The organism is Dyella japonica A8 (genome assembly GCF_000725385.1).
In the GTDB taxonomy this organism is placed as follows: Bacteria; Pseudomonadota; Gammaproteobacteria; order Xanthomonadales; family Rhodanobacteraceae; genus Dyella; species Dyella japonica_C.
Genome location: NZ_CP008884.1, coordinates 2312651 through 2334128, shown reverse-complemented (window position 1 = coordinate 2334128; position 21478 = coordinate 2312651). Strand labels below are relative to the sequence as shown.

Annotated in this window: 10 protein-coding genes; 7 read left to right on the top strand and 3 right to left on the bottom strand. The window is 65.0% G+C overall.

Annotated features, from left to right (window positions below):
• The 4 genes from HY57_RS09650 to HY57_RS09635 all read left to right on the top strand — a co-directional run bounded on the left by HY57_RS09650 (position 1) and on the right by HY57_RS09635 (position 7616).
• Positions 1-1407 (top strand): amino acid permease, encoded by a 1407-nt coding sequence (locus tag HY57_RS09650; RefSeq protein WP_019464223.1) that lies wholly within the window; start codon positions 1-3, stop codon positions 1405-1407.
• 312 nt (positions 1408-1719) lie between these two features.
• Positions 1720-2823 carry a Glu/Leu/Phe/Val dehydrogenase dimerization domain-containing protein gene (locus tag HY57_RS09645; RefSeq protein WP_019464224.1) on the top strand — a complete coding sequence of 368 codons (1104 nt, stop codon included), beginning with the start codon at positions 1720-1722 and terminating at the stop codon, positions 2821-2823.
• Positions 2824-4178: 1355 nt separating this feature from the next.
• On the top strand, positions 4179-6329 hold the full coding sequence (gene yccS, locus HY57_RS09640; protein WP_038579597.1) for a YccS family putative transporter: 2151 nt from the start codon (positions 4179-4181) through the stop codon (positions 6327-6329).
• Between the two features lie 129 nt (positions 6330-6458).
• Positions 6459-7616, top strand: coding sequence for an isovaleryl-CoA dehydrogenase (locus tag HY57_RS09635; RefSeq protein ID WP_038579594.1), 1158 nt, complete (start codon positions 6459-6461; stop codon positions 7614-7616).
• A 1322-nt stretch (positions 7617-8938) separates the two neighbouring features.
• Here the strand turns inward: HY57_RS09635 and HY57_RS09630 are convergent.
• Positions 8939-11770 carry an autotransporter serine protease gene (locus HY57_RS09630; protein WP_019463619.1) on the bottom strand — a complete coding sequence of 944 codons (2832 nt, stop codon included), beginning with the start codon at positions 11768-11770 and terminating at the stop codon, positions 8939-8941.
• Positions 11771-12001: 231 nt separating this feature from the next.
• Here HY57_RS09630 and HY57_RS09625 point away from each other — a divergent pair, with 231 nt between their 5' ends.
• From HY57_RS09625 to HY57_RS09615, 3 genes are all read left to right on the top strand, one after another.
• Positions 12002-13183, top strand: coding sequence for an acetyl-CoA C-acyltransferase (locus HY57_RS09625; protein ID WP_019463618.1), 1182 nt, complete (start codon positions 12002-12004; stop codon positions 13181-13183).
• A 149-nt stretch (positions 13184-13332) separates the two neighbouring features.
• The gene (locus HY57_RS09620; RefSeq protein ID WP_019463617.1) at positions 13333-13611 is read left to right on the top strand and encodes a hypothetical protein; all 279 of its coding nucleotides are present in this window, start codon (positions 13333-13335) and stop codon (positions 13609-13611) included.
• Between the two features lie 332 nt (positions 13612-13943).
• A complete protein-coding gene (locus tag HY57_RS09615) occupies positions 13944-15551 on the top strand; it encodes a carboxyl transferase domain-containing protein (RefSeq protein WP_019463616.1) in 1608 nt (535 codons plus the stop codon).
• Positions 15552-16178: 627 nt separating this feature from the next.
• Here HY57_RS09615 and HY57_RS09610 read toward each other — a convergent pair.
• Both HY57_RS09610 and HY57_RS09605 read right to left on the bottom strand, forming a co-directional pair.
• Entirely contained in the window at positions 16179-18230 is a 2052-nt protein-coding gene (locus HY57_RS09610) for an enterotoxin (protein ID WP_038580828.1), read from the bottom strand.
• 111 nt (positions 18231-18341) lie between these two features.
• Positions 18342-21413 carry a TonB-dependent receptor plug domain-containing protein gene (locus HY57_RS09605; protein WP_158407926.1) on the bottom strand — a complete coding sequence of 1024 codons (3072 nt, stop codon included), beginning with the start codon at positions 21411-21413 and terminating at the stop codon, positions 18342-18344.
• Between the last annotated feature and the right edge of the window lie 65 nt (positions 21414-21478).

The following is a 21478-nucleotide window of genomic DNA, read 5'->3' as shown; positions in this document are numbered from 1 at the left end:
ATGAGCCTGATCGACGACATGCTGCGGCGAAAGCCGGTGGAGACCTTGCAAGGTGACGCCGCCAAGGGCGGTAGCGGTCTGCGCCGCGTGCTCGGCCTGTGGCAACTGACGGCCATTGGCCTGGGCGGCATCATCGGCGTGGGCATTTTCGTGCTCACCGGCACGGTGGCGGCCACACAGGCCGGCCCGGCGGTGCTGGTGTCCTTCATCCTCGCGGGCATCGCCAGCGCGGCGGCGGCGTTGTGCTATGCGGAGTTCGCCGGACTCATCCCGGTGTCCGGCAGCGCCTATACGTATGGCTATGCCGTGCTGGGCGAATTCGCGGGCTGGATTATCGGCTGGGACCTCTTGCTGGAATACGCGCTGATCGCCGCCGTCGTGGCCGTGGGCTGGTCCGGCTACATGCAGGCACTGCTCGATGCCGCAGGTATTCCCCTCCCGGCATGGGCCAGCGGTGCCTGGGGCAGTACGCCGGGGGGCGTGGTGAATCTTCCCGCCGTGCTCATCTCGGTACTTATCACCGCGTTGCTCGCCGTGCGCATGGAATGGGGTGCGCGTTTCAATACGTTGATCGTCGCGATCAAGATCGCCGGAGCGGCGCTCATCGTCATTGCAGGCGCCGCCTACGTGAAACCGGACCGCTGGCACCCCTTCATGCCCTTCGGCATGCACGGCGTGGTGACGGGCGCCGCCGTGGTGTTCTTCGCGGTGTTCGGCTACGACATGCTGACCACGGCGGCGGAGGAGTCGCGCAACCCGCAACGCGACCTGCCCCGCGCGGTACTGCTGTCGCTGGGCATTGCCATGATCCTGTACATCGCGATCTGCCTGGTGCTCACAGGCATCGTGCCGTACCAGACGCTGGACAACCCGGCGCCGGTGGCAAACGCGTTCATCCGCATCGGCCTGCCGTGGGCGATGGTGGTGATTTCGCTGGCCTCGGTGTGCGGCATCACCAGCGTGATCTTCGCCAACCTGCTGGCCGGCGCGCGCATTGGCTTCAGCCTGGGTCGCGACGGCTTGCTGCCCGGCTGGTTTGCAGCGGTGCACCCGCGCTGGCGCACACCCCATCGCTCCACGCTGCTGCTGGGCAGCGTCACCGCCGTCGCCGCGGGGCTGTTTCCGCTGGATGAACTGGCCAAGCTGGTGAACATCGGCGTCCTCGGCGCGTTCATCGTCATCTGCTCGGCAGTGGCCGTGCTGCGCTGGCGCCAGCCCGACCTGCACCGCCCCTTCCGCACGCCGCTGGTACCACTGGTACCGCTGATCGGCGTGATCTTCTCCTGCTGGCTGATCTGGGGCCTGCCGTGGATCACCTATGTCCGTTTCGGCGTCTGGCTGGTGCTGGGGTGCGTGCTGTACCTGGCCTACGGGCGTCGCAACAGCCGGCTTGCCATCGTCAGTTGACCGGCGCCCTGCTTCGCCCCCCCCGCCCCTGCCGGCGCGACAACCTGCGACACGAGCGGCCTTCCCGCCCGGCGCGGGGGTTGAGGCGAAGGGAATTTCCCCATACGCCAACCACTTGCGGCATCGCAACAACCCTTGTCACGGGGACGTACTAAACTATCGAACTAAATTCACCGCCCCGACCACTGGTCGGGGTTTTGACTTTAAGGCTTTAGTTGTTAGTCCTGGCGGGGCCGCACTGGATCGAACCCCGCCTCCATTCCTGCGGATGCCCGTCCCCACAGCACCGCCAAACGTGGAGTCTCCGTTCCAATGATTTTCGAAACCATCGCCAAAACGGGTCACGAAGAAGTCGTCTTCTGCCACAACCAGGACGCCGGCCTGAAGGCCATCATCGCGATCCACAACACGGTGCTGGGCCCCTCGCTCGGCGGCCTGCGCATGTGGCCGTACAAGAGCGAGCAGGACGCGGTGAACGACGTGCTGCGCCTGTCCCGCGGCATGACCTACAAGAACGCCGTGGCCGGCCTGAACCTGGGCGGTGGCAAGGCCGTCATCATCGGCGACCCGAGCAAGGACAAGTCCGAGGCGCTGTTCCGCGCGTTCGGCCGCTTCGTCAACTCGCTCAACGGCCGCTACATCACGGCCGAAGACGTCGGCATCGACGTCAACGACATGGAATACGTGTTCCGTGAAACCGAATACGTGACCGGCGTGCACCAGGTGCACGGCGGCTCCGGCGACCCGTCGCCGTTCACCGCGTTCGGCACCCTGCAGGGCCTGATGGCCGCGCTGCAGGTCAAGCACGGCAACGAAGACGTGGGCAAGTACAGCTACGCCGTGCAGGGCTGCGGCCACGTGGGCAGCGAGTTCATCAAGCTGCTGCGCGAACAGGGCGCCAAGGTGTTCGTCACCGACATCAACAAGGATGCCGTGCAGCGCTGCGTCGACGAACTGGGCTGCGAAGCCGTGGGCCTGGACGAGATCTACGACGTCGACGCCGACGTGTACTCGCCGTGCGCGCTGGGCGGCACGCTCAACGAGCAGACCATTGACCGCATCAAGGCCAAGATCATCTGCGGCGCGGCCAACAACCAGCTCGCCACCGACGCCATCGGCGACGAACTGCAGCGTCGCGGCGTGCTGTACGCCCCGGACTATGCCGTGAACGCGGGCGGCGTGATGAACGTCTCGCTGGAAATCGACGGTTACAACCGCGAACGCGCCATGCGCATGATGCGCACGATCTACTACAACCTGGGCCGCATCTTCGAAATCTCGAAGACGCAGGGCGTGCCGACCTACAAGGCCGCCGACCGCCTGGCCGAAGAGCGCATCGATGCCATCGGCAAGATCAAGCTGCCGACCATGGGTGACCACGGTCCGCGCTTTGCTGGCCGCATGCGCGGTCAGTAAGTTTCAGGGTGTTGGTTTGATGAAAACGCCGGCCTCGTGCCGGCGTTTTTTTGGGTGTTTTTAGCGGGGTTTGGTGTTTGGTGTCGGCGGTATGGGGGCTTTTGCCCGCGCGTTCCGTTGGGGTACTTGGGAGCAGCCGTGGATGCGGGCGGCGTTGGGGAGTGAGGAGAGGGTTGGGGTGATGGGGCAACCTGGCCTCACCGTTTCGTTCTTCAGCCTTCATCCCGGCGCACCCCGAAAAGGGGCAAGGGTCGGAGGCGCTTCACAACAGCCGGAGGCTGGTCATCCAGTAGTGATAGTGGTCGGTTGTCGCCTCAGGCGCTCCCGCGACTTGGCTCGCCTGCCGCGAGCTTCCGAACTGCTGCCGGAGGCCGGGTCACTTTTCTTTGCTTGCCCAAAGATCCCACGGGGACTAGCTTCGCGTCGAAAGTAACCAAAAGAAAAGGCCACCCGGATGACGCGCCTTCTGGGCCTTTGGCCATCCAGGTTCGCGGACGGGTTCCGGGCTTTTCGACGGGGCTCCTGCCCCGACGAAAAGTGCCAGGGATCCATCCCTGGCTCCCCTGCGGGGCCTGATCTCCACCCGCCCGCCGCGTCATACGGGGACCCGGTAAGTCAAAAGCCAAAAGCCGAAGCAAGAGCCCGAGCCGTCAGCGGAGCATCCCAAGGTCGCGGGACTCTTGTGGGAGCGCACCCTGTGCGCGACTGCGGTGTCTCGTACTCACCGCTCCGTTGGCTTGTCGCGCACAGGGTGCGCTCCCACAGAAAAGCGGGCGGCCGTGCGGGTCCCGTCAGGGCCAAAGTGAAGCGAGGCGCCGCTTTAAGTCCTCATCGCCATGGCGCGTTGCGAAGCGCTTGGAAGTACCTGCTGTGTAGAGGAGGAGGTTGCCATGCAGCAACGTTCCTCGACAGTTCGGGTTTATCCCATCGGAATGCTGCCAGCTCTGGCTCTTCAGGCCATTTTCTTTGGGTTACTTTCGACGCGAAGCTAGTCCCCGTGGGATCTTTGGGCCAGCAAAAGAAAAGTGACTCGGCCTTCGGCAGAAGGTCGAAACGCCCGCTGCGTAAGCGGCCAGATCGCGGTCACGCACGAGGCGAAGACCAAACGCAAAGTCACTGGATCCCGGCCTGCGCCGGGATGACGGTGCTTAGGAAGTCGTGAGGCTAGATTGCCCCTCACCCCGAAAGGACGATGGAGCTGAACTGCCCGCATGCGCTCCGCGCATGTCATTCCCCCAGCAGCCCCTTCCCGCAGAACAAGAAAACCTCCCAACAACCATTCACCCAGGCCCCATCCCGCGACCGCACACAAAGTGAGCACCTAAAAAAGAGCAACGACATCGTATGCTCCCCCCATGCCCACCTCCCTCACCCACCGCTGGCGCCGCCTCCGCGGCTCCGACCGCTACGCCGAATGCGTGCGCGTACTCCTCGCGCTGGGTGGCGCGGCAGCCTGGAGCTACGGCAGCGGCCGCATCAACGACGTCGTCTCCATCCTGCTCGGCGTCATCGCCTGCGCCCTCGCCGAAACCGAAGACCACTGGCGCAATCGCCTCACCACCTTGCTGCTGACGCTGGCCTGCTTCGCCATCTCCGCGTTCTCCGTGCAATGGCTGTTCCACTATCCCGTGCTGTTTGCTATCGGATTGCCGCTCTCCACCTTCGCCCTGGTGATGCTGGGCGCGGCCAGCGAGCGCTATGCGACCGTTGCGGGAGCCACGCTGCTGCTCGCCGTCTACACCATGATAGGCACGGACCAGGCCCACGCCGGCCCGTGGTGGTACCAGCCGCTGCTCCTGCTGGCAGGCGCTGCCTGGTACGGCGTGCTCTCCCTGCTGTGGAGCATCCTGGCCCCGCAGCAGGCATTGCGCCTGTCGCTGGCTCGGCTGTTCGATGCGCTCGCGGATTACCTGGAAGGCAAAGCCGCACTTTTCACCCCTGTCCACGGCGTCGATCGCGAAGCGATGCAATGGTCGCTGGCGATGCAGAACGAACGCGTGGTCGATGCGCTCAACGACACGCGGCTGATGCTGGTGGACCGCATCGGTGCCCGACGCCCACGAGGCGCGACGGCGACGCGCCTGCAGATGTACTTCCTTGCGCAGGACATCCACGAACGCATCAGCTCCGCCCACTACCCCTACGACGCGCTTGTCGACGCGTTGTTCCACAGCGATGTGCTGTTTCGCTGCGAGCACCTGCTGCGACTGGAGGCAGGCACCTGCCGACAGCGCGCGAGCGCCCTGCGCCTGCAGACCCGCCCCGCCGCCAACATCCTGAGCGAAGCGACGGTGCAGGACCTGCATGGCGCGTTGGCGGCCTTGCGCGAGCAGCCGCATCCTCCCGCCGCCCATCTGCTGCGGGCGCTCGACGCGCTGATCCGCAATGTCGCTGCCATCCAGCAGCAGCTGGCAAACGACACCCCAGGGGAGCTGCCAGGCAACAGGCAGGAACGCGTGCTGCAAAACCCCGAGCCCCAGACATGGCGCGACGCGTGGGAACGCATCCGTATGCAGCTGACGCCGCGTTCATTCCGCTTCCGGCACGCGCTGCGGCTGGGGCTGGCCCTGCTGGTCGGTTACGCCGTGCTGCACGCGGTGCATCCCACCCATGGCTACTGGATCTTGCTGACCACCCTGCTGGTCTGTCAGCCCAGTTATGGCGCGACGCGCAGGCGGCTCGCGCAGCGCGTGGCGGGCACCATCGCCGGCCTCGTGCTTGGCTGGGCGACACTCCGGCTCGCGCCTTTTGGTCCGTGGCAAATGCTGCTGATGGTGCTCTCCGGTGTGGTGTTCTTCGCCACGCGCCTGCGCCGCTACACCACGGCCACCGCCGCCATCACCCTGTTCGTGGTGCTCTGCTTCAACCAGGTCGGCAGCGGCTATGACGTGATGTGGCCGCGCCTGCTCGACACACTGATCGGCACCGCCATCGCCGCGCTCGCCATGAGATTCGTGCTGCCCGACTGGCAGGGCCGCCGCTTCGACGACGTGCTGGCGGACATGGTGCGCAGCGATGCACGTTACCTGGAGCAGATCATGCGCCAGTACGGCAGCGGCCGACGCGACGACCTGGACTACCGCATTGCACGGCGCGACGCGCACAACGCGAATGCCATGTTGAGCACCGTGCTCGCCAACATGCTGCGCGAGCCCGGACGGCACCGGCGCGGCACGGAAACACTGCTGCGTTTTCTGTCCGCGGCACACACCTTGCTGGGCCAGCTTTCCGCGCTTGGCGCGAACCGGGAGGCCATCGCCTCCCCGGCTGCACGCGATGCGGTGGCCAGGGCCGGCAAGGTCGCGGTCGACGCGCTGGCGCAATTCGGCGATGCACTGGCGAACGGACTCACCGCGCAGACCGCGACGGACGACGCCGCATGGCTGGAACCGCTGGCGGCGCAGGCCACCGACGATACGACCCGGCTCGTGCTGGGGCAGTTGATGCAGGTGCTGGTCCAGCGCGACCTGCTGGCAGAGCTGGCCGACGCGCTGGAGCCCGCCTGAATATGGATATACAAACGGTTAACAGCACGCGCAGCGCCTGAAACCAGGCTGACGGTTGTGCGTCGCGCAACGGCTTGTCACGAACGGCGCGGTACCATTGCCTTCTTCTGCAATGGTGGAGTTGTTGGTATGCGTCCGTTCCCGCTGGGTGAAGAGATCGATCTGCTGCGCGAAAGCGTGCACGCGTTTTCCGAGAAGGAGATCGCCCCCCGTGCCGACCATATCGATCGCGAAAACCTGTTCCCTGCCGACTTGTGGCGCAAGTTCGGCGACATGGGCCTGCTCGGCATCACCATTCCGGAGGAGTACGGCGGCAGCGGCATGGGCTTCCTCGCCCACATGGTGGCGATGGAGGAAATCTCCCGCGCCTCCGGCTCGGTCGGCCTTTCCTATGGCGCGCATTCCAACCTGTGCGTGCAGAACATTTTCCACAACGGCAACGAAGCGCAGCGTCGCAAGTACATCCCGAAACTGTGCTCCGGCGAGTACGTCGGCGCACTGGCAATGAGTGAACCGGGCGCCGGCTCCGACGTGGTCGGCTCGATGAGCTGCAAGGCGGAAAAGAAGGGCGACGTGTGGGTCGCCAACGGCTCCAAGATGTGGATCACCAACGGCCCCGATGCCGACGTGCTGCTGGTCTACATGCGCACCGCACCGCGTCCCGCCGGCAGCCGCTGCATGACGGCCTTCATCATCGAAAAGGGCATGAAGGGTTTCAGCACCGCGCAGAAACTCGACAAGCTCGGCATGCGCGGCTCCAACACCTGCGAACTGGTATTCGAGGATTGCGAAATCCCCGAAGAGAACATCGTGGGTGAAGTGAACGAAGGCGTGCGCGTGCTGATGAGCGGCCTGGACACCGAACGCCTCGTGCTGTCAGGCGGCCCCATCGGCCTGATGCAGGCGGCGCTGGATATTTCCCTGCCCTACGTGCGCGAACGCAAGCAGTTCAACGCACCCATCGGCACCTTCGGCGTGATGCAGGCGAAGATCGCCGACATGTACACCGCGCTGCAGAGCTCGCGTGGTTTCGCCTACATGGTGGCCCAGCAGTTCGACAACAACGTGAAATCCCGCATCGACCCCGCCGCCTGCCTGCTCAACGCCTCGCAGAACGCGGTGAAGGTGGCGCTCGAAGCCATCCAGACGCTGGGCGGCAACGGCTATATCAACGAGTTCCCGGCAGGTCGTTTGCTGCGCGATGCGAAGCTATATGAGATCGGCGCGGGTACGAACGAGATCCGCCGGATGTTGATCGGGCGCGAGTTGTTTCACGGCAAGGCGTGAGGGGTGTGGTTTCTTCCTGCTGAGGGGAGAGATCGGCGCTGAAGCGCTTTGAAGCATGGTTCGTCGGTCCCTGCGGGGTGCGGGGCGGTCATGCTTGGTTGTGGCTTGGGGTAGCGGGAAAAGGGTTGGAGTGAAGGGGCAACCTAGCCTCACCGTTTCACAGAAACCGTCATCCCCGCGAAAGCGGGGATCCAGTGACTTTGCTCTGGGCCTTCGGTTGCTGTGCTTCCGCGACCTGGCCGCTTACGCAGCGGGCGTTCCGACCTCCTGCCGGAGGCCGGGTCACTTTCTCTTGCTTGCCCAAGAGAAAGTAACCAAAGAGAAGGGCCCCCCGGATGAGGCGCCTTCCGGGCTTCGCCCTCCAGGTACGCGGCCGGGTTCCGGGCTTTTCGACGGGGCATCCTGCCCCGACGAAAAGTGCCAGGGATCCCTCCCTGGCACCCCTGCGGGGCCTGATCTCCACCCGCCCGCCGCCTCATACGGGGCCCGGGGAGAGCAAGAGCGACAAGCTGACGGCTCGTGCCGCTGCGCGGCACATCGCGGCGTCGCGCATGACGGTTCGTTCGACCTGGCGGGCCCCCTCCTTGTAGGAGCGCACCCAGTGCGCGACCGCAGGGTTCCGTCATCACCGCTTCGTAGGCTTGTCGCGCACAGGGTGCGCTCCTACAGAGGAGGGGTGCCTCGGTGCTCACCCCAGTCCTCTCTCGGGAGAGAGAGGACGAGCGACAGGGGATGTTCAACGTGACCGACCTAGGGCCAAGGAAGAAGGTTCCGCATCGCGGCACCACGCTCCGCGTTAAGTCCTCGCCGCATCGGCGCGTTGCGAAGCGCTAGGCAGTACCCGCGGTGTAGCGGCGGAGGTTGCCAAGCAGCAACGTTCCTCAGCCGCTCTGGCTTATCCCACCGGAATGCTGCCAGCTCTGGCTCTCAAGGCCATTTTCTTTGGGTTACTTTTCTTTTGGGCCAGCAAAAGAAAAGTGACTCGGCCTTCCCACGGGACTAGCTTCGCGTCGTCGGCAGAAGGTCGAAACGCCCGCTGCGTAAGCGGCCCGATCGCGGGATCGCTCGAGGCGACGACCGACCACTACAGAAACTGGATCCCGGCCTGCGCCGGGATGACGGCACTGATGGAACGATGAGGCCAGATTGTGCCCCTCACCCCCCGGCAAACCGGCGGATCGCTTCCCGCATCCGCGTGCGCCTCCTTCGGTCGTCCTCGCACAAGCTTCCGCCGACATGTCTTGCACCTCGCCACAAGCCAGCCGTCCGCCTCCTGAAGCACGGACGGCTGCATCATCCTGCCCTGGCGATCGGCGGATGGATCAGAACGACAAGCGGTACGCGAGGGTATCCATCTTGCCGTGCTCATGCTGGGCAACGTACTGGTCCATGCCCAGTGACAGGCGGGAATGCTGCGAGATGCTCCAGTCCAGGCTCAGGCCTGCATCACCGCCATACCGTGACAGGCCGATGCCGCCCACGGGCGCCCATTGGTTGAGCACTGCGAAGCTCGCGTCGAGCACGTCGCCCCGCATGCTGAAAGCGCCCTGCCACAGCATGTGCGCCTGCAGGCTGAGATGGCCTCCACCCGATAGCGACCAGTCGCGCCCCGCGCGCAGGCCGGCACCACCCTGCCAGCGTTCGATGGACTGGCTGGCAGCCTTCAGGCCGAAGCCGTCGCCACCCAGTTCGCCAAAGCCGTCCGTGCGGATGTTGGCGTACTGCAGGTTCACGTAGGGCGTGACGCTTACCTCACCCCAGCGCATGCGATACCCGCTTTCCCCATAGGCGACGTCGTAGGTTCCGTTGACGTTGCTGGCGACGCTTTCCACATCGCTGCCCAGTTCAAGATGACGGCGCATGTCTTCGCGATACGTACCCACGCCCAGGCGCCCCAGGGCATACCACTGGCTCTGCACGATGCCGCCGTAGAGCATGCCTTCGACCGCGCGGCTGCGCCCCTGGTCGGCGAATTCGTCCAGCCGTCCAAGATCCTGGCTCTGGCTCACAGCGAAACCAAGCACGCCGTTGCTGCCTACGCGATGGTCCTGGCCCACCATCCAGCCACTGAGGTCGTAGCCCACGTTGTCGTACCCGCTGCGGCCCATGCTGCCGTAGCTGCCCAGGCTCTGCGTCCAGCCGCCCGTGGCGTACACGTCGCCCAACTGGTCGAAGCGTTGCGACAGGGCGCGCGTGCCGGCGTCCATCGCATCGAAGGTCATCGCGGCGCTGGCCGCATGCAGCTGGCCGGACAGCGAACTCAACGACTGCTGCAAGGCGCTGACGCTCGCGGTCTGTTGCAGGCTGGCCGCACCGTTGATGAAAGACGTCGGCAACGGGTTGCCGGTCACCGTGGTGCCGGAACCCACCTGCGCGTTGATCTGGTTGAACGCAAGGTCGACGCGCTGCGCGGCGCCGAACGAGGCCGGCGTATAGGTCATGCCGGTAACGGAAGATGCCTGCACCTGGCTCACGTTCAACCACGCGTCCGTCGGGTTGTAGTTGAGCGTGGCGCTGAGCATCACACCGGTGGCGACGTTCAATGCCGAGAACGTGCCGGAGATGCCGCCATTGGCCGTCAGGACGTCCGTATGCGAGTTCGCCACGTAACCCTGGTTGATGCCGGTGACGTACAGGTCACCGCCGCTGAGCGACGCCGTGCCCGTCACGCGCAAGGCTGACCCCAGCGACACGGCGAGCCGACCTGCACCTTGCTGCGCGTAGTTGCCGCCCACCGTGACGTCGTTGCCGGCAACGGCCAGCACGCCCTGGTTGGTCACCGATCCGCCGATCGACGGCGTGCCGGCCACCACGCCCTGCGCGCCGATGCTCACGCTTGATGCCAGTGACTTGGCCACCAGCATGCCGCCCTGCACCTGAGTCAGCCCGGTATAGCTGGCGGGTTGCGTCAGCGTGAGCGTGCCGGTGCCCTGCTTGACCAGGCCACCCGCGCCGGAAATGGGGTTGTTCCAGTTGGAGCTGCCACTGAAGTTCACCGTGACATCGCCCCAGTTGAACTGCTCCGGCCCGTTCACCGCCTTGCCGACATCGAGCTCGCCATAGCCAAAGGTGGCATTGGGTTGCGAACCGCCCAGCGGGTCGGCCGTGCCCAGCAGGGTCTGCCGCACGAGGTCATTGGTGAAGTATGGATAAGCCTGCCACACGAGCGCCGCCGCACCCGATACCTGCGGCGCGGCCAACGAGGTGCCTTCGACGATCCAATAGGTTTCGTTGGCGGTGCTGGTGTCGCTCTTGCCGCTCACGATCACGTCGCCCGGGGCCCCCAGGCAGTAGTTCATCGCGATGCCGCACTTGTTGGAATAGCTGTCCAGTTGCGTCGGGCTGTTGCTGTTGATCGCCACGACGGTGAGCCAGCCCTTCTCCAGATCGGGCGCCAGGCTGGGCAGCGCGGCGATGGTGCTCGGGTTCGCCTGCGAGTCGTTGCCCGCCGCAAACACCACCAGGCCGCCCCAGCTGTTGATAAAGGGGCTGTACGCGTCGTGGAAACCTTGCGTGGTGGCCGTGTCGGTCGAACTCCAGCTGATTCCGCCCCAGGAGTTGTTCATCACCTTCACGCCATTGGCGATCAGGTCCGCATTGACCTGGCCCAGCGGCACGGCATCGGACGAAGTCACCGGCGCCGGTGGCGTCGAACCGTTATCGTCGGGCGCGTTGTCGGCGATGATGCGCGCCGACACGATGTCCGCGCCCGTCGCGATGCCTCCGGCGAACTGTCCGAACGGCTTGCCCGCCGCGATTTCCGCCACGAACGTGCCGTGGCCGTTGACGTCGTCCACCTTGAGGTTGTTCGTGGTCGGGTCAACGTAGGTCAGTTCTTTGATCACACGCCCGGCCAGCGCGGGGTGCGTGGACGTCACACCGGTATCCACGACGCCAATGATGACGCCCGCGCCGGTATAGCCGGCGTTGTGGGCGGCATACGTGTTGGTAAGGCTGAGCTGCGCATCGATGGGCGGCGGTGGCACCGAGGACGACGATGCCGGGGGTGCCGCTGGCGGCGGCGCCGCCGGAGGCTGCGCCGGTCGCGTGTTGCTGTTTCCACCGCCCCCGCCGCCACAGGCGCCCAAGCCAAGTGCCAGCCACACCAGCACCGCCCCGCGGCGGTAGCGCAAACCCTGCATCACCGTGTTCATAAGGCCCCCGCCCTGTCTGACGCCTGTTGAAGCTCTCCCGCCCGATATGCCGCGCCCTCTTTGGGGCTGCCGCGAGCGCCTCCATATTTGCACAACGAAATCGCAACTAAATACCGCCAGAATCCCTTTGCCATCGCAACTATGGCCGGTTTGCCCCCGCTCGGGGCCGGCTGCGATAATCGACGGACTCAACCGGGGCCCTGCCCCAATCAAGTAATTGCGGAGATCCCCATGTCGGACGTCAGCGTTGTCATCGCCGGTGCCAAGCGCACCGCCATTGGCTCCTTCCTCGGCCAGTTCACTGGCGTACCCACCCCCACCCTGGGTGCCACCGCCATCCGTGCCGCGCTGGAGCAGTCCGGTCTGGCTCCCACCGATGTCAGCGAAGTGATCATGGGCTGCGTGCTGCCGGCCAACCTCGGCCAGGCGCCCGCGCGCCAGGCCGCGCTGGGCGCCGGCCTGCCCCCGGCTGCCGGCTGCACCACCGTCAACAAGGTGTGCGGTTCGGGCATGAAGGCCATCATGCTGGGTCATGACCTGATCAAGGCCGGTTCGGCCGCTATCGTGGTCGCCGGCGGCATGGAATCGATGACCAACGCGCCGCACATGGTCAACGCGCGCACGGGCATCCGCTACGGCGACGGCACGCTGGTCGACCACATGGCGTGGGACGGCCTGACCAACCCGTACGACGGCAAGGCCATGGGCGTGTTCGGCGAACTGTGCGCCGACAAGTACCACTTCAGCCGTGAAGAGCAGGACACGTTCTCCACCGAGTCGGTCGAGCGCGCCAAGGCCGCGCAGGCCTCGGGCGCCTTCGCCGACGAGATCGTCCCGGTCACCGTGTCCAGCCGCAAGGGTGACGTCAAGGTGGATACCGACGAACAGCCCGGCCGCTCGGACGTCAGCAAGATCCCGACCCTGAAGCCGGCCTTCCGCAAGGAAAACGGCACCATCACCGCCGCCAGCTCGTCCAGCATCTCCGACGGCGCCGCCGCGGTCGTGCTGCTATCGGCGGATGACGCAAAGGCCCGTGGTCTCAAACCCCTCGCCCGCATCGTTGCGCACGCCACCCATTCGCAGGAACCCGAATGGTTCACCACCGCACCGGTCGGCGCCCTGCACAAGGTGCTGGAGAAGGCGGGCTGGAAGGTCAGCGACGTCGACCTGTTCGAAGTCAACGAAGCCTTTGCCGTGGTCGCCATGGCGGCGATGCGCGAGCTGGACATCCCGCGCGACAAGATCAACGTCAATGGCGGCGCCTGCGCGCTGGGCCATCCGATCGGCGCCAGCGGCGCGCGACTGGTGGTCACACTGCTGAATGCTCTGAAAACTCGCGGCCTCAAGCGTGGCGTCGCCTCGCTGTGCATTGGCGGCGGCGAAGCCACGGCCGTTGCTGTAGAGCTGCTCTAAGCCCCCTGCCCCGGCGGCCGGGCCTCCGGCCGCCGATGAAAGGGGGGTTAACCCCTTTTGGCCGTGTCACACAAAGATGTGGCGCATTTTCCGCGAAAGCGCTATTAATACGCCCGCCAAACGGCATTCCACGGCAAAGGAGATTCAACATGAAGTTCACGCGTACCCTTCTCGCCTCTGCGCTCGTCGCGCTGCTGGCGGCTTGCAGCAACGGCGCGCAGGATTCCGCGCAGGACGCTCAGAAGTCGGCTGACCAGGCTCAGCAGGCTGCTGACCAGGCCCAGAAGGCTGCTGCTGCTCCGGCAGAGCAGGCTCCGGCCGCTGCTTCGACCGCTGCTGCTCCGGCAGCTGCCCCGGCCGAACAGCCGGCTCCGACCCCGGCTTCGACCGCTGCTGCTCCGGCTGCCGCTTCGACCGCAGGTCACTAAGTACACTCGTGTACTTCGAGAAACCGGCCGCCTCTGGCGGCCGGTTTTTTTTGTGCCCAAGAAAAGCGAGGGCCGCCCCTGACAGCCGTTTTTTTTGTGCCCAAGAAAAGCGAGGGCCGCCCCTGACAGCCGTTTTTTTTGTGCCCAGGAAAAGCGAGGGCCGCCCCTGACGGCCGTTTTTTTGTGCCCAAGAAAAGCGGGGCCGGCCCCGGGACCCTCTATTTTCCCACGACCGGACAATGCCCTGCCCGGTTTCATGCTGCGACGCCGATTTAGCCCCCGGGCACGGACCGCTATCATCCGGGGCTCCCCACGAACGGCAGCTTCAGCTCATGAGTGTCATCGCGTCGCAGATCGATACCCGCTCCCCGGACTTCCAGGCCAGCAGCGCGCAGCTGAAAGGACTGGTCGACGACCTGCATGGCGAACTGGCGCGCAGCGCGGAAGGTGGCGGCGAGAAGGCCCGCGAAAAGCACACCGCGCGCGGCAAGCTGCTGCCGCGTGAACGCATACGCGCCCTGCTCGATCCGGGCTCGCCGTTCCTGGAGCTGTCGCCACTGGCCGCGCACGGCATGTATGACGATGCGGCGCCGGCCGCCGGCATCATCACCGGCATCGGCCGCGTCAACGGCATCGAAGTGGTGGTGGTCGCCAATGACGCGACGGTCAAGGGCGGCACCTATTTCCCGATGACGGTGAAGAAGCACCTCCGCGCGCAAGAGGTTGCGCTGGAGAACCGCCTGCCCTGCATCTACCTCGTCGATTCGGGCGGTGCCTTCCTGCCGCTGCAGGACGAGGTGTTCCCCGACAAGGAGCACTTCGGCCGCATCTTCTACAACCAGGCGCGCATGTCCGGCCTGGGCATCCCGCAGATCGCCGTGGTGATGGGCTCGTGCACCGCCGGTGGCGCCTACGTGCCGGCGATGAGTGACGAAACCATCATCGTGCGCGAACAGGGCACCATCTTCCTCGGCGGCCCGCCGCTGGTGAAGGCGGCCACCGGCGAGGTGGTGGACGCCGAAGCCCTGGGCGGTGCGGATGTCCATACGTCCGTCTCCGGCGTGGCGGACCACTACGCCGAGAACGACACCCACGCGCTCTCCATCGCGCGCGACATCGTCGCCAGCCTCAACCGCAAGAAAACCATGCCGCTGGCCCTGCGCGCGCCGTCGGAGCCGTTGTACGCGGCCGAGGAGCTGTACGGCATCATTCCGCAGGACAGCCGCCGCCCGTTCGACATCCGCGAGGTCATCGCCCGCATCGTCGACGGCTCCGAGTTCCACGAGTTCAAGGCGCGCTACGGCAAGACCCTGGTGTGCGGCTTCGCGCACATCCACGGCTACCCGGTCGGCATCATCGCCAACAACGGCATCCTGTTCTCCGAGTCGGCCCTCAAGGGCGCGCACTTCATCGAACTGTGCAACCAGCGCAACGTGCCGCTGGTGTTCCTGCAGAACATCACCGGCTTCATGGTCGGTAAAAAGTACGAGAACGCCGGCATCGCCAAAGACGGCGCCAAGATGGTCACCGCCGTGGCCTGCTCCCACGTGCCCAAGTTCACCGTGGTGATCGGTGGCAGCTTCGGCGCCGGCAACTACGCCATGTGCGGACGAGCCTACGGCGCGCGCTTCCTGTGGATGTGGCCCAACTCGCGCATCAGCGTGATGGGTGGCGAACAGGCCGCTTCGGTGCTGGCGACGGTGCGCCGCGACGGCATCGAGGCAAGTGGCAAATCGTGGAGCGCGGAAGACGAAGAAACCTTCAAGGCACCGATCCGCGACCAGTACGAACGCCAGGGCCACCCCTACTACGCCAGTGCCCGCCTGTGGGATGACGGCATCATTGATCCGGCGGATACGCGTCGTGTGCTGGGGCTGGCAATCTCCGCGTCGCTCAATGCGCCGATTGAGCCGCAGAGGTATGGCGTGTTTCGGATGTAAAGGTGGTTCGCACGCCACCAACCACATTCGCAACCTGCTTTAAGCCCTCTTGGCCACGGCGCGTTGCGGGGTAGCCGCTGTGTGTAGGCGTTGCGCCTGTCGCAATCCGGGCTCCGGAACCGACAAGCTTGTATTCCACACAATGCAGAGCACCTCTGCGCATCGGCGCGTTGCGGTGTAGCCGTACCGCAGGTCGGATGGATCGCCCGGTGCCGATTACCTCGGCCTTGAAGGCTTGTATTCAACACGGTGCTACCGGAGCTTTAGAGGCCATTTCTTTGGGTTACTTTTCTTTGGGCCAGCAAAGAAAAGTGACTCGGCCTCCGGCAGGAGGTCGAAACGCCCGCTGCGTAAGCGGCCAGACTACGGGAGCGCCCCCCGAAGGCCGAGAGCAAAGTCACTGGACCCCTGCCTTCTCAGGGGTGACGGCTCGTTTGAAGCGGTGAGGCCAGATTACCCCCTCACCCTTCTCCTCTCTCATCAAGGCCGCAGCCATCCATGGCTGTTCCCGCTTACCCCAGAGCTGCAACAACGGGAAAAGAAAAGGCCTCGTCTCTCGACGAGGCCAGGTCCCTCGATACATCAGGACCAAGGGGCTGGCGGGGGGATGCCAGCCGAAGGGAACCCTCAGTGGGAAGCGTCGGGCGTCAACTCCAGCGTCAACACCTGGAACGGCGCCAGCGTGATCGTGCCCGGCTGATCCACGTCGAAACTCATCGCCGGCTTGCCCGCATCCTCCTTCCACGGACTGCGCGCACTGAACCGATGCGCCGCCCCCGGCGGAAGCTCCAGCTGACGCGCCAGATCGATCACGGCCAGCTGCGGCTTGTCGCTGGGATTGCGCAACGTGACGATAGCCTTGGCAGGCGTCCACGCCGCCCAGCCATAGACGTCCAGTCGTCCCGGGTCGCCACCGACCCAATGCACATCCTTCAACACGCCCGCGTTGGCGCGAGACCAGCGCGCCGATTCGGCCAGCACATCCCAGTCCTGCTGGGTGAGCAAGTCCGGCGTGATGTACATCTCCTGCAACTGCGTACCGGTGGCGAAATACGAACGCACTTCGTTGGCGAAATCGTGGCCCGGGTCGGCATTGAGCCGGCGATTCTCCTTCGCGTAGATGATGCCGTGGAGCATCAGCGAGTTGAGCGGGTACAGCGGCCCCTTCACCACAATGTTGTGGTACGTCTCACGGTCACGGTAGGTGATCCAGCGCTCGCGCTTGGTGCCCACGCCTGCCAGGTCGTCGTCCTCGCCATCGCGCCAGATCGAATCCGCGTAGCGCAGCCAGAACGGGGACGCCATGGTGCCGGTGGTGAGGTTGATATAGAGGTCCGGCTTGGCCACGCGCAGATCGTCGATGAGCTGGATCGCCGCATCGAAATCGCTGCTGAAGCGGCTGCCCGGGAAAACCTTGTCCGCGTTGCCGGTGCCGTCGAACTTGAACTGGTTGATGCCGTCGTTCTTCACCAGCTCCATCACGGCGTCGTGGAAGCGCTGGTAGTACTTCGGACCAGACAGCGCCAGGCCACCGTCGATGATCTCGTAGCCTGCCGCCTGCCCGTTCTTCACCCGCTCTTCCTTGGGCTTGCCGTAGCCCCCCCAGGGCGACAGCCACATGCCTGGTGCGGCGCCGTATGTCGCGGCGGCATCGCGCAGCGGCAGGAAGCCGTGCGGGAAGTCCTTGCTGAAGTGCCAGCTGCCGCTGCGGTCGTCCCAGCCGTCATCGAACAGGTAGGAGTCGAGGGTCACCCCACGCTTGACCTTCAGCTCCTCGCCGAACGCATGGATGCGATCCAGTGCCTGCGCCTCGGTGTACGGCGTGAAGTAGCCAATGTCGTACCACGAGTTGTAATGCAGGAAGGTGCGGTACGGATGTGCACGCTCACGCTCCACATAGGTGAGGAAGTCCCGGCGCAACTGGTTGTCGTGCGTCACGCCGACCACGGCGGAATACGTGATCGACTGCCCCTTGGGCAACGGCAGGCCACGCTCGATCCACAGCTTCACCTGCTTGCCGTGCACTTCGCTGGACGACAGCGGATGCTCGAAACCGAAGTAATCGTGCCCCGCGACGATCGGCGAGCCCGGCACGACGCCGACCACTTCAGCGTCGGCCGCCTGCGCCTGCAGCAGCGCCACCTTGCCGATGTTCTCGTCCTGCTTGAGGGCGGTGATGGTGACGATAGCTCGAAGATAATCCGAGCCCTCGCGCTGCACCCACTGCCAATCGATGCGGAAGCACCCGTCCGCGTCACCGAACGTCGCTTCCACGACGTTGCCGGGTGAACGCTCCGCGAGTCGCGATGCCTTCGCATTGGCCTTCAGCTTGCTCGCCTTGGGCGCCGAAAGCACCTTCAGCTGGGCGGCGCCGAGCTTGCTGCCATCAGCCATGGTCAACTCGACCGGTGCCGTCACCGGCAGCTCCTGATGGTTGGGCTGATCCGCCAGCACCATGTCGGCGAGTTTGCCGTCGGTGATCTTCCAACGGGCAACGATGCTGTGGTTGCCGAACTGGTACGCATCACCCTGTTGCGAAAAGGCCGCTGCCTTTCCTTTTTCCGCGCACGCCGCGCCGGTCATGCCGGCCAACAGCATGCACGCCAGCAGCGTACGCCCGAACGGGCTGCGCGACGTGCCGGTAAGCCGCTTGCCGCGACTCTCTCCAATCCCTGCCATGTTCACACCTCTGATTTCATGCCGGAGCCCGCGCTGCGATATCGCCCACGAACGGGCTCCGGGTCAAGAAGCCGCGGCAACCGCCGCGGCGCGCACTTGGATCAGGCCTGATCAGAACTTCTGCTGGTAACGCAGGTAGACGTAACGGCCGATGTCATACGAGGCGTTGTAGTTGTACGGCGTGTCGCTGCCGGCATAGCCACCGTAGATGTACGGCCCCTTGCGGTTGAACACGTTGTTGGCGCCCAGCGAAATGGTGGCCTTCCACGGTGCCTTCCAGTAGACCTGCACGTCGTCAAAGGTGACCGAGGCGATCTGCGTCATCGGCTGCGTTCCCTGGCCCGGCGCATAGTAGTTTGGCAAGGTGCACGGGAACGCCGTGCGCGCATCCGGCGGCGGGAAGGCGCACGGCGCCTTCAGCGGCGAGAAGTAGCGCATGGTCCAGGTGGCGCCGAAGTCGTGCCAGGCCCAGTCCACCGTGAAGTTGCCGCGCAGGCGCCATACCGACATGGCCGTCTGGGCTGAGGCGATGCCCGTGCCGTAGACCACCGCCGAGCCCACCGTCGGCAGCATGTTGTAGCTGGTGACGTAGGTGCCGGTGAGGCCGAGCTTGAAGCGGCCGATGGCGTACTCCGGCAGTGCGTAGGCGAAGGAGAAATCGTAGCCACTGGTCTTCTGCCAGCCGGCGTTGGTCTCCAGGTTCATCAGGTTGATGATCTGCCCGGTGCCCGCCTGGCGCTGGAACTGCGTACACGACGAGGTGATGCCGTATTGGTAACAGTTGGCCAGCACCTGGTCGTTGGTGATGCCGGTGATCAGGTTGCGGATGTTGTAGCGCCAGTAGTCGACCGACGCGTTGAAGCCCTGCAACCACGACGGGCTGTACACGAAGCCAACCTGCCCGTTGTACGAGGTCTCCGGCTTCAGATGCGGGTTGCCGCCATTGAAGCTCTCGGTAATGCCCGTGGTTTCAGGCTGCGTCACCGGCTGCCCGGTATTGTCGATCTGGCGGAAGTTCGCCGGCACGCCGGCAACGCCGCCAAAACCCGTCTGGCAACGCTGCGCGACCACGGGGCTGTAGCCGTAGGTGGAAGGACCAAAGACCGCGTCACACGGATCGGTGAAGCCGCCCGCGTTGTAGAGGCCCTGGTAGAGGTCGTTGACGGTAGGCGCGCGGAAACCCGTGCCATAGCTGGCGCGAACGAGCAGGTCGTCGAAGGGCTGCCAGGTCAGCTTGAACGATGCGTTGGTGGTGCTGCCGAAGTTGTTGTAGTCGGAATAGCGGATCGCGGCATCCAGTGAAAGGCTCTTGGCGCCCGGAAGGTCCTTGAGGAAGGGTGCGTTGAACTCGGCGTAGGCCTCGTTCAACGAGTAGCCGCCGTGATTGGGGCCTACCGCGCCATCGGTCGAATTGCCCGCGGCGGCAAACGCGTCGGGCTCGTCGTAACCCGACACCGAGCGATGTTGCACACCCGTCGCGAACGTGAACTGGCCACCCGGCAAGGAGAACAGGTCACCGCCGAAATCCGCCGATGCCGCCTTCTCTTCGCTGCCGTAGCGCTCGACGCTGTTGATCATCAGGTAGTCGAGCATCGACTGGGTGATGTTGCCCAGCGGGTTCAGCGGCACGCAGCCGGCGATCACGTTGCCCGGGGTGCCGCAATGCACAGCGCCATCCGAGCCCAGGAACGACGGGCCCAGCGCGTTCGCCGCATTGGGCAGGTTGAAGTAACCCGTGCGCGTGTTCACGCCGGTGATCTTGCTGTCGTAGTAGTTCACGTCCCAGTTGAACGTGTGCTCGCCCAGGCTGAACACGCCGTCGAGGCCCGCGCTGTAGCGGGTGTTCTTGGGCTTGTTGTAGCTGTTGTAGGTGTCGCCGGCGATGCGGCGATAGAAGTTCACGTCCTGCGGCGTCTGGCCCGGCTGGTTATAGGGGTTGTAGTAGCTGTCGGCGGAGAGCACCGACGGAAAATTGTCATGACCACCCATGCCACTGTACAAGGTGGCCGTGCCGGCGGTGGCCTTCTCGTTGTCCAGGTTGTAGCCCGCGTTGAACCGCGCCGTGATGTTGTCGGTGACCTTGTAGTGCGTATCCAGGTACAGGTTCTTGGTCAGGTCCGCCGTATGCAGCATGTACTGGTGGCCACTGTCCCGGTTGTAGGTGTAGTCGCCGGGGCTGACCACGTCGCCGTCTGGCCCATAGGTCTGTCTGACCACCCGGTGGTAGTCATTGAGGTTGGACGGGTCGCCGCCCTGGTTCAGCACCACCGCGTGCTGGCTGCCATCGGGAAAGGTGGCGTTGCTGATGATGGGCTGGAAGCCCACGTAGGAGCGCCCGTAAAGCGGATGGCGATCTGTCCAGGGATAGCTGGAGAAGTCGCGGGAGCTGGTCCACACCGGCTCCTGGTTCTGGTACGAGGCGCTGAACACCACGCCCCAGCGATCGGTGCTCTTGCCAAACGTCACGTCGTACTGGCTCTGCTCGCCATCGCCGTGCGGGGCGTACATACCGTTGTAGGTATTGAGCTCGACGCCGTTGAAGTCCTTGCGCGTGATGATGTTGATCACGCCGGCAATCGCGTCGGAGCCGTACACGGCGGAGGCGCCATTGGCCAGCACGTCGATGTGGTCGATGATCGAGACCGGGATGACGTTGACGTTGGTGTAGCCGCCATGCGCCGCGCCGATACGCTGCCCATCCACTAGCACCAGTGTGCGCGGCGCACCCAGGCCGCGCAGGTTGATGAACTGACCGCCCTGGTTCGGGCCCAGGTCGCCGGGCGCCGACATGCTGAGGTCGGGCGTCGCCGCCGAGGAAACGTTTTGCAGCAGCTGGCCGACCGTGGCGAAACCCTGCCGCTCGATATCAACGCGGCTGATGGTGATGACCGGCTGCGCATCCGCCACGTCGACGCTGCGGATGTTGGAGCCGGTCACGGTGACTTGCTGCAGCTGCTTGGCGTTCTTTTCGGACGCCTTCCCATCATCCTGCTTGCCCTGCGTTTTCGACGATGCGTTCGTCGTGGCATCCGTCGTTGGCGTGGTGGATTGTGCGAATGCTGCCGCACCCCATGCCATGCCGCCCACGACCCATGCAAGGCGCATGGCCATCACCAGCGCGTTGACGGCAGGTACGACCCTGCGCTCACTGCTTCCTGAACAACCACCCTTCCCCGTATTCATGAATACCTTCTCCCCGTGGTCTGTGTCGGCTCGCCGCGCGAACTCCCCGTTCGCAACGACGTCCA

Coding starts and splice junctions, on each gene's coding strand:
- HY57_RS09610 (WP_038580828.1), bottom strand. CDS start 18,230: ATGGCAGGGATTGGAGAGAGTCGCGGCAAGCGGCTTACCGGCACGTCG.
- HY57_RS09625 (WP_019463618.1), top strand. CDS start 12,002: ATGTCGGACGTCAGCGTTGTCATCGCCGGTGCCAAGCGCACCGCCATT.
- HY57_RS09635 (WP_038579594.1), top strand. CDS start 6,459: ATGCGTCCGTTCCCGCTGGGTGAAGAGATCGATCTGCTGCGCGAAAGC.
- yccS (WP_038579597.1), top strand. CDS start 4,179: ATGCCCACCTCCCTCACCCACCGCTGGCGCCGCCTCCGCGGCTCCGAC.
- HY57_RS09650 (WP_019464223.1), top strand. CDS start 1: ATGAGCCTGATCGACGACATGCTGCGGCGAAAGCCGGTGGAGACCTTG.
- HY57_RS09620 (WP_019463617.1), top strand. CDS start 13,333: ATGAAGTTCACGCGTACCCTTCTCGCCTCTGCGCTCGTCGCGCTGCTG.
- HY57_RS09630 (WP_019463619.1), bottom strand. CDS start 11,770: ATGAACACGGTGATGCAGGGTTTGCGCTACCGCCGCGGGGCGGTGCTG.
- HY57_RS09605 (WP_158407926.1), bottom strand. CDS start 21,413: ATGAATACGGGGAAGGGTGGTTGTTCAGGAAGCAGTGAGCGCAGGGTC.
- HY57_RS09645 (WP_019464224.1), top strand. CDS start 1,720: ATGATTTTCGAAACCATCGCCAAAACGGGTCACGAAGAAGTCGTCTTC.
- HY57_RS09615 (WP_019463616.1), top strand. CDS start 13,944: ATGAGTGTCATCGCGTCGCAGATCGATACCCGCTCCCCGGACTTCCAG.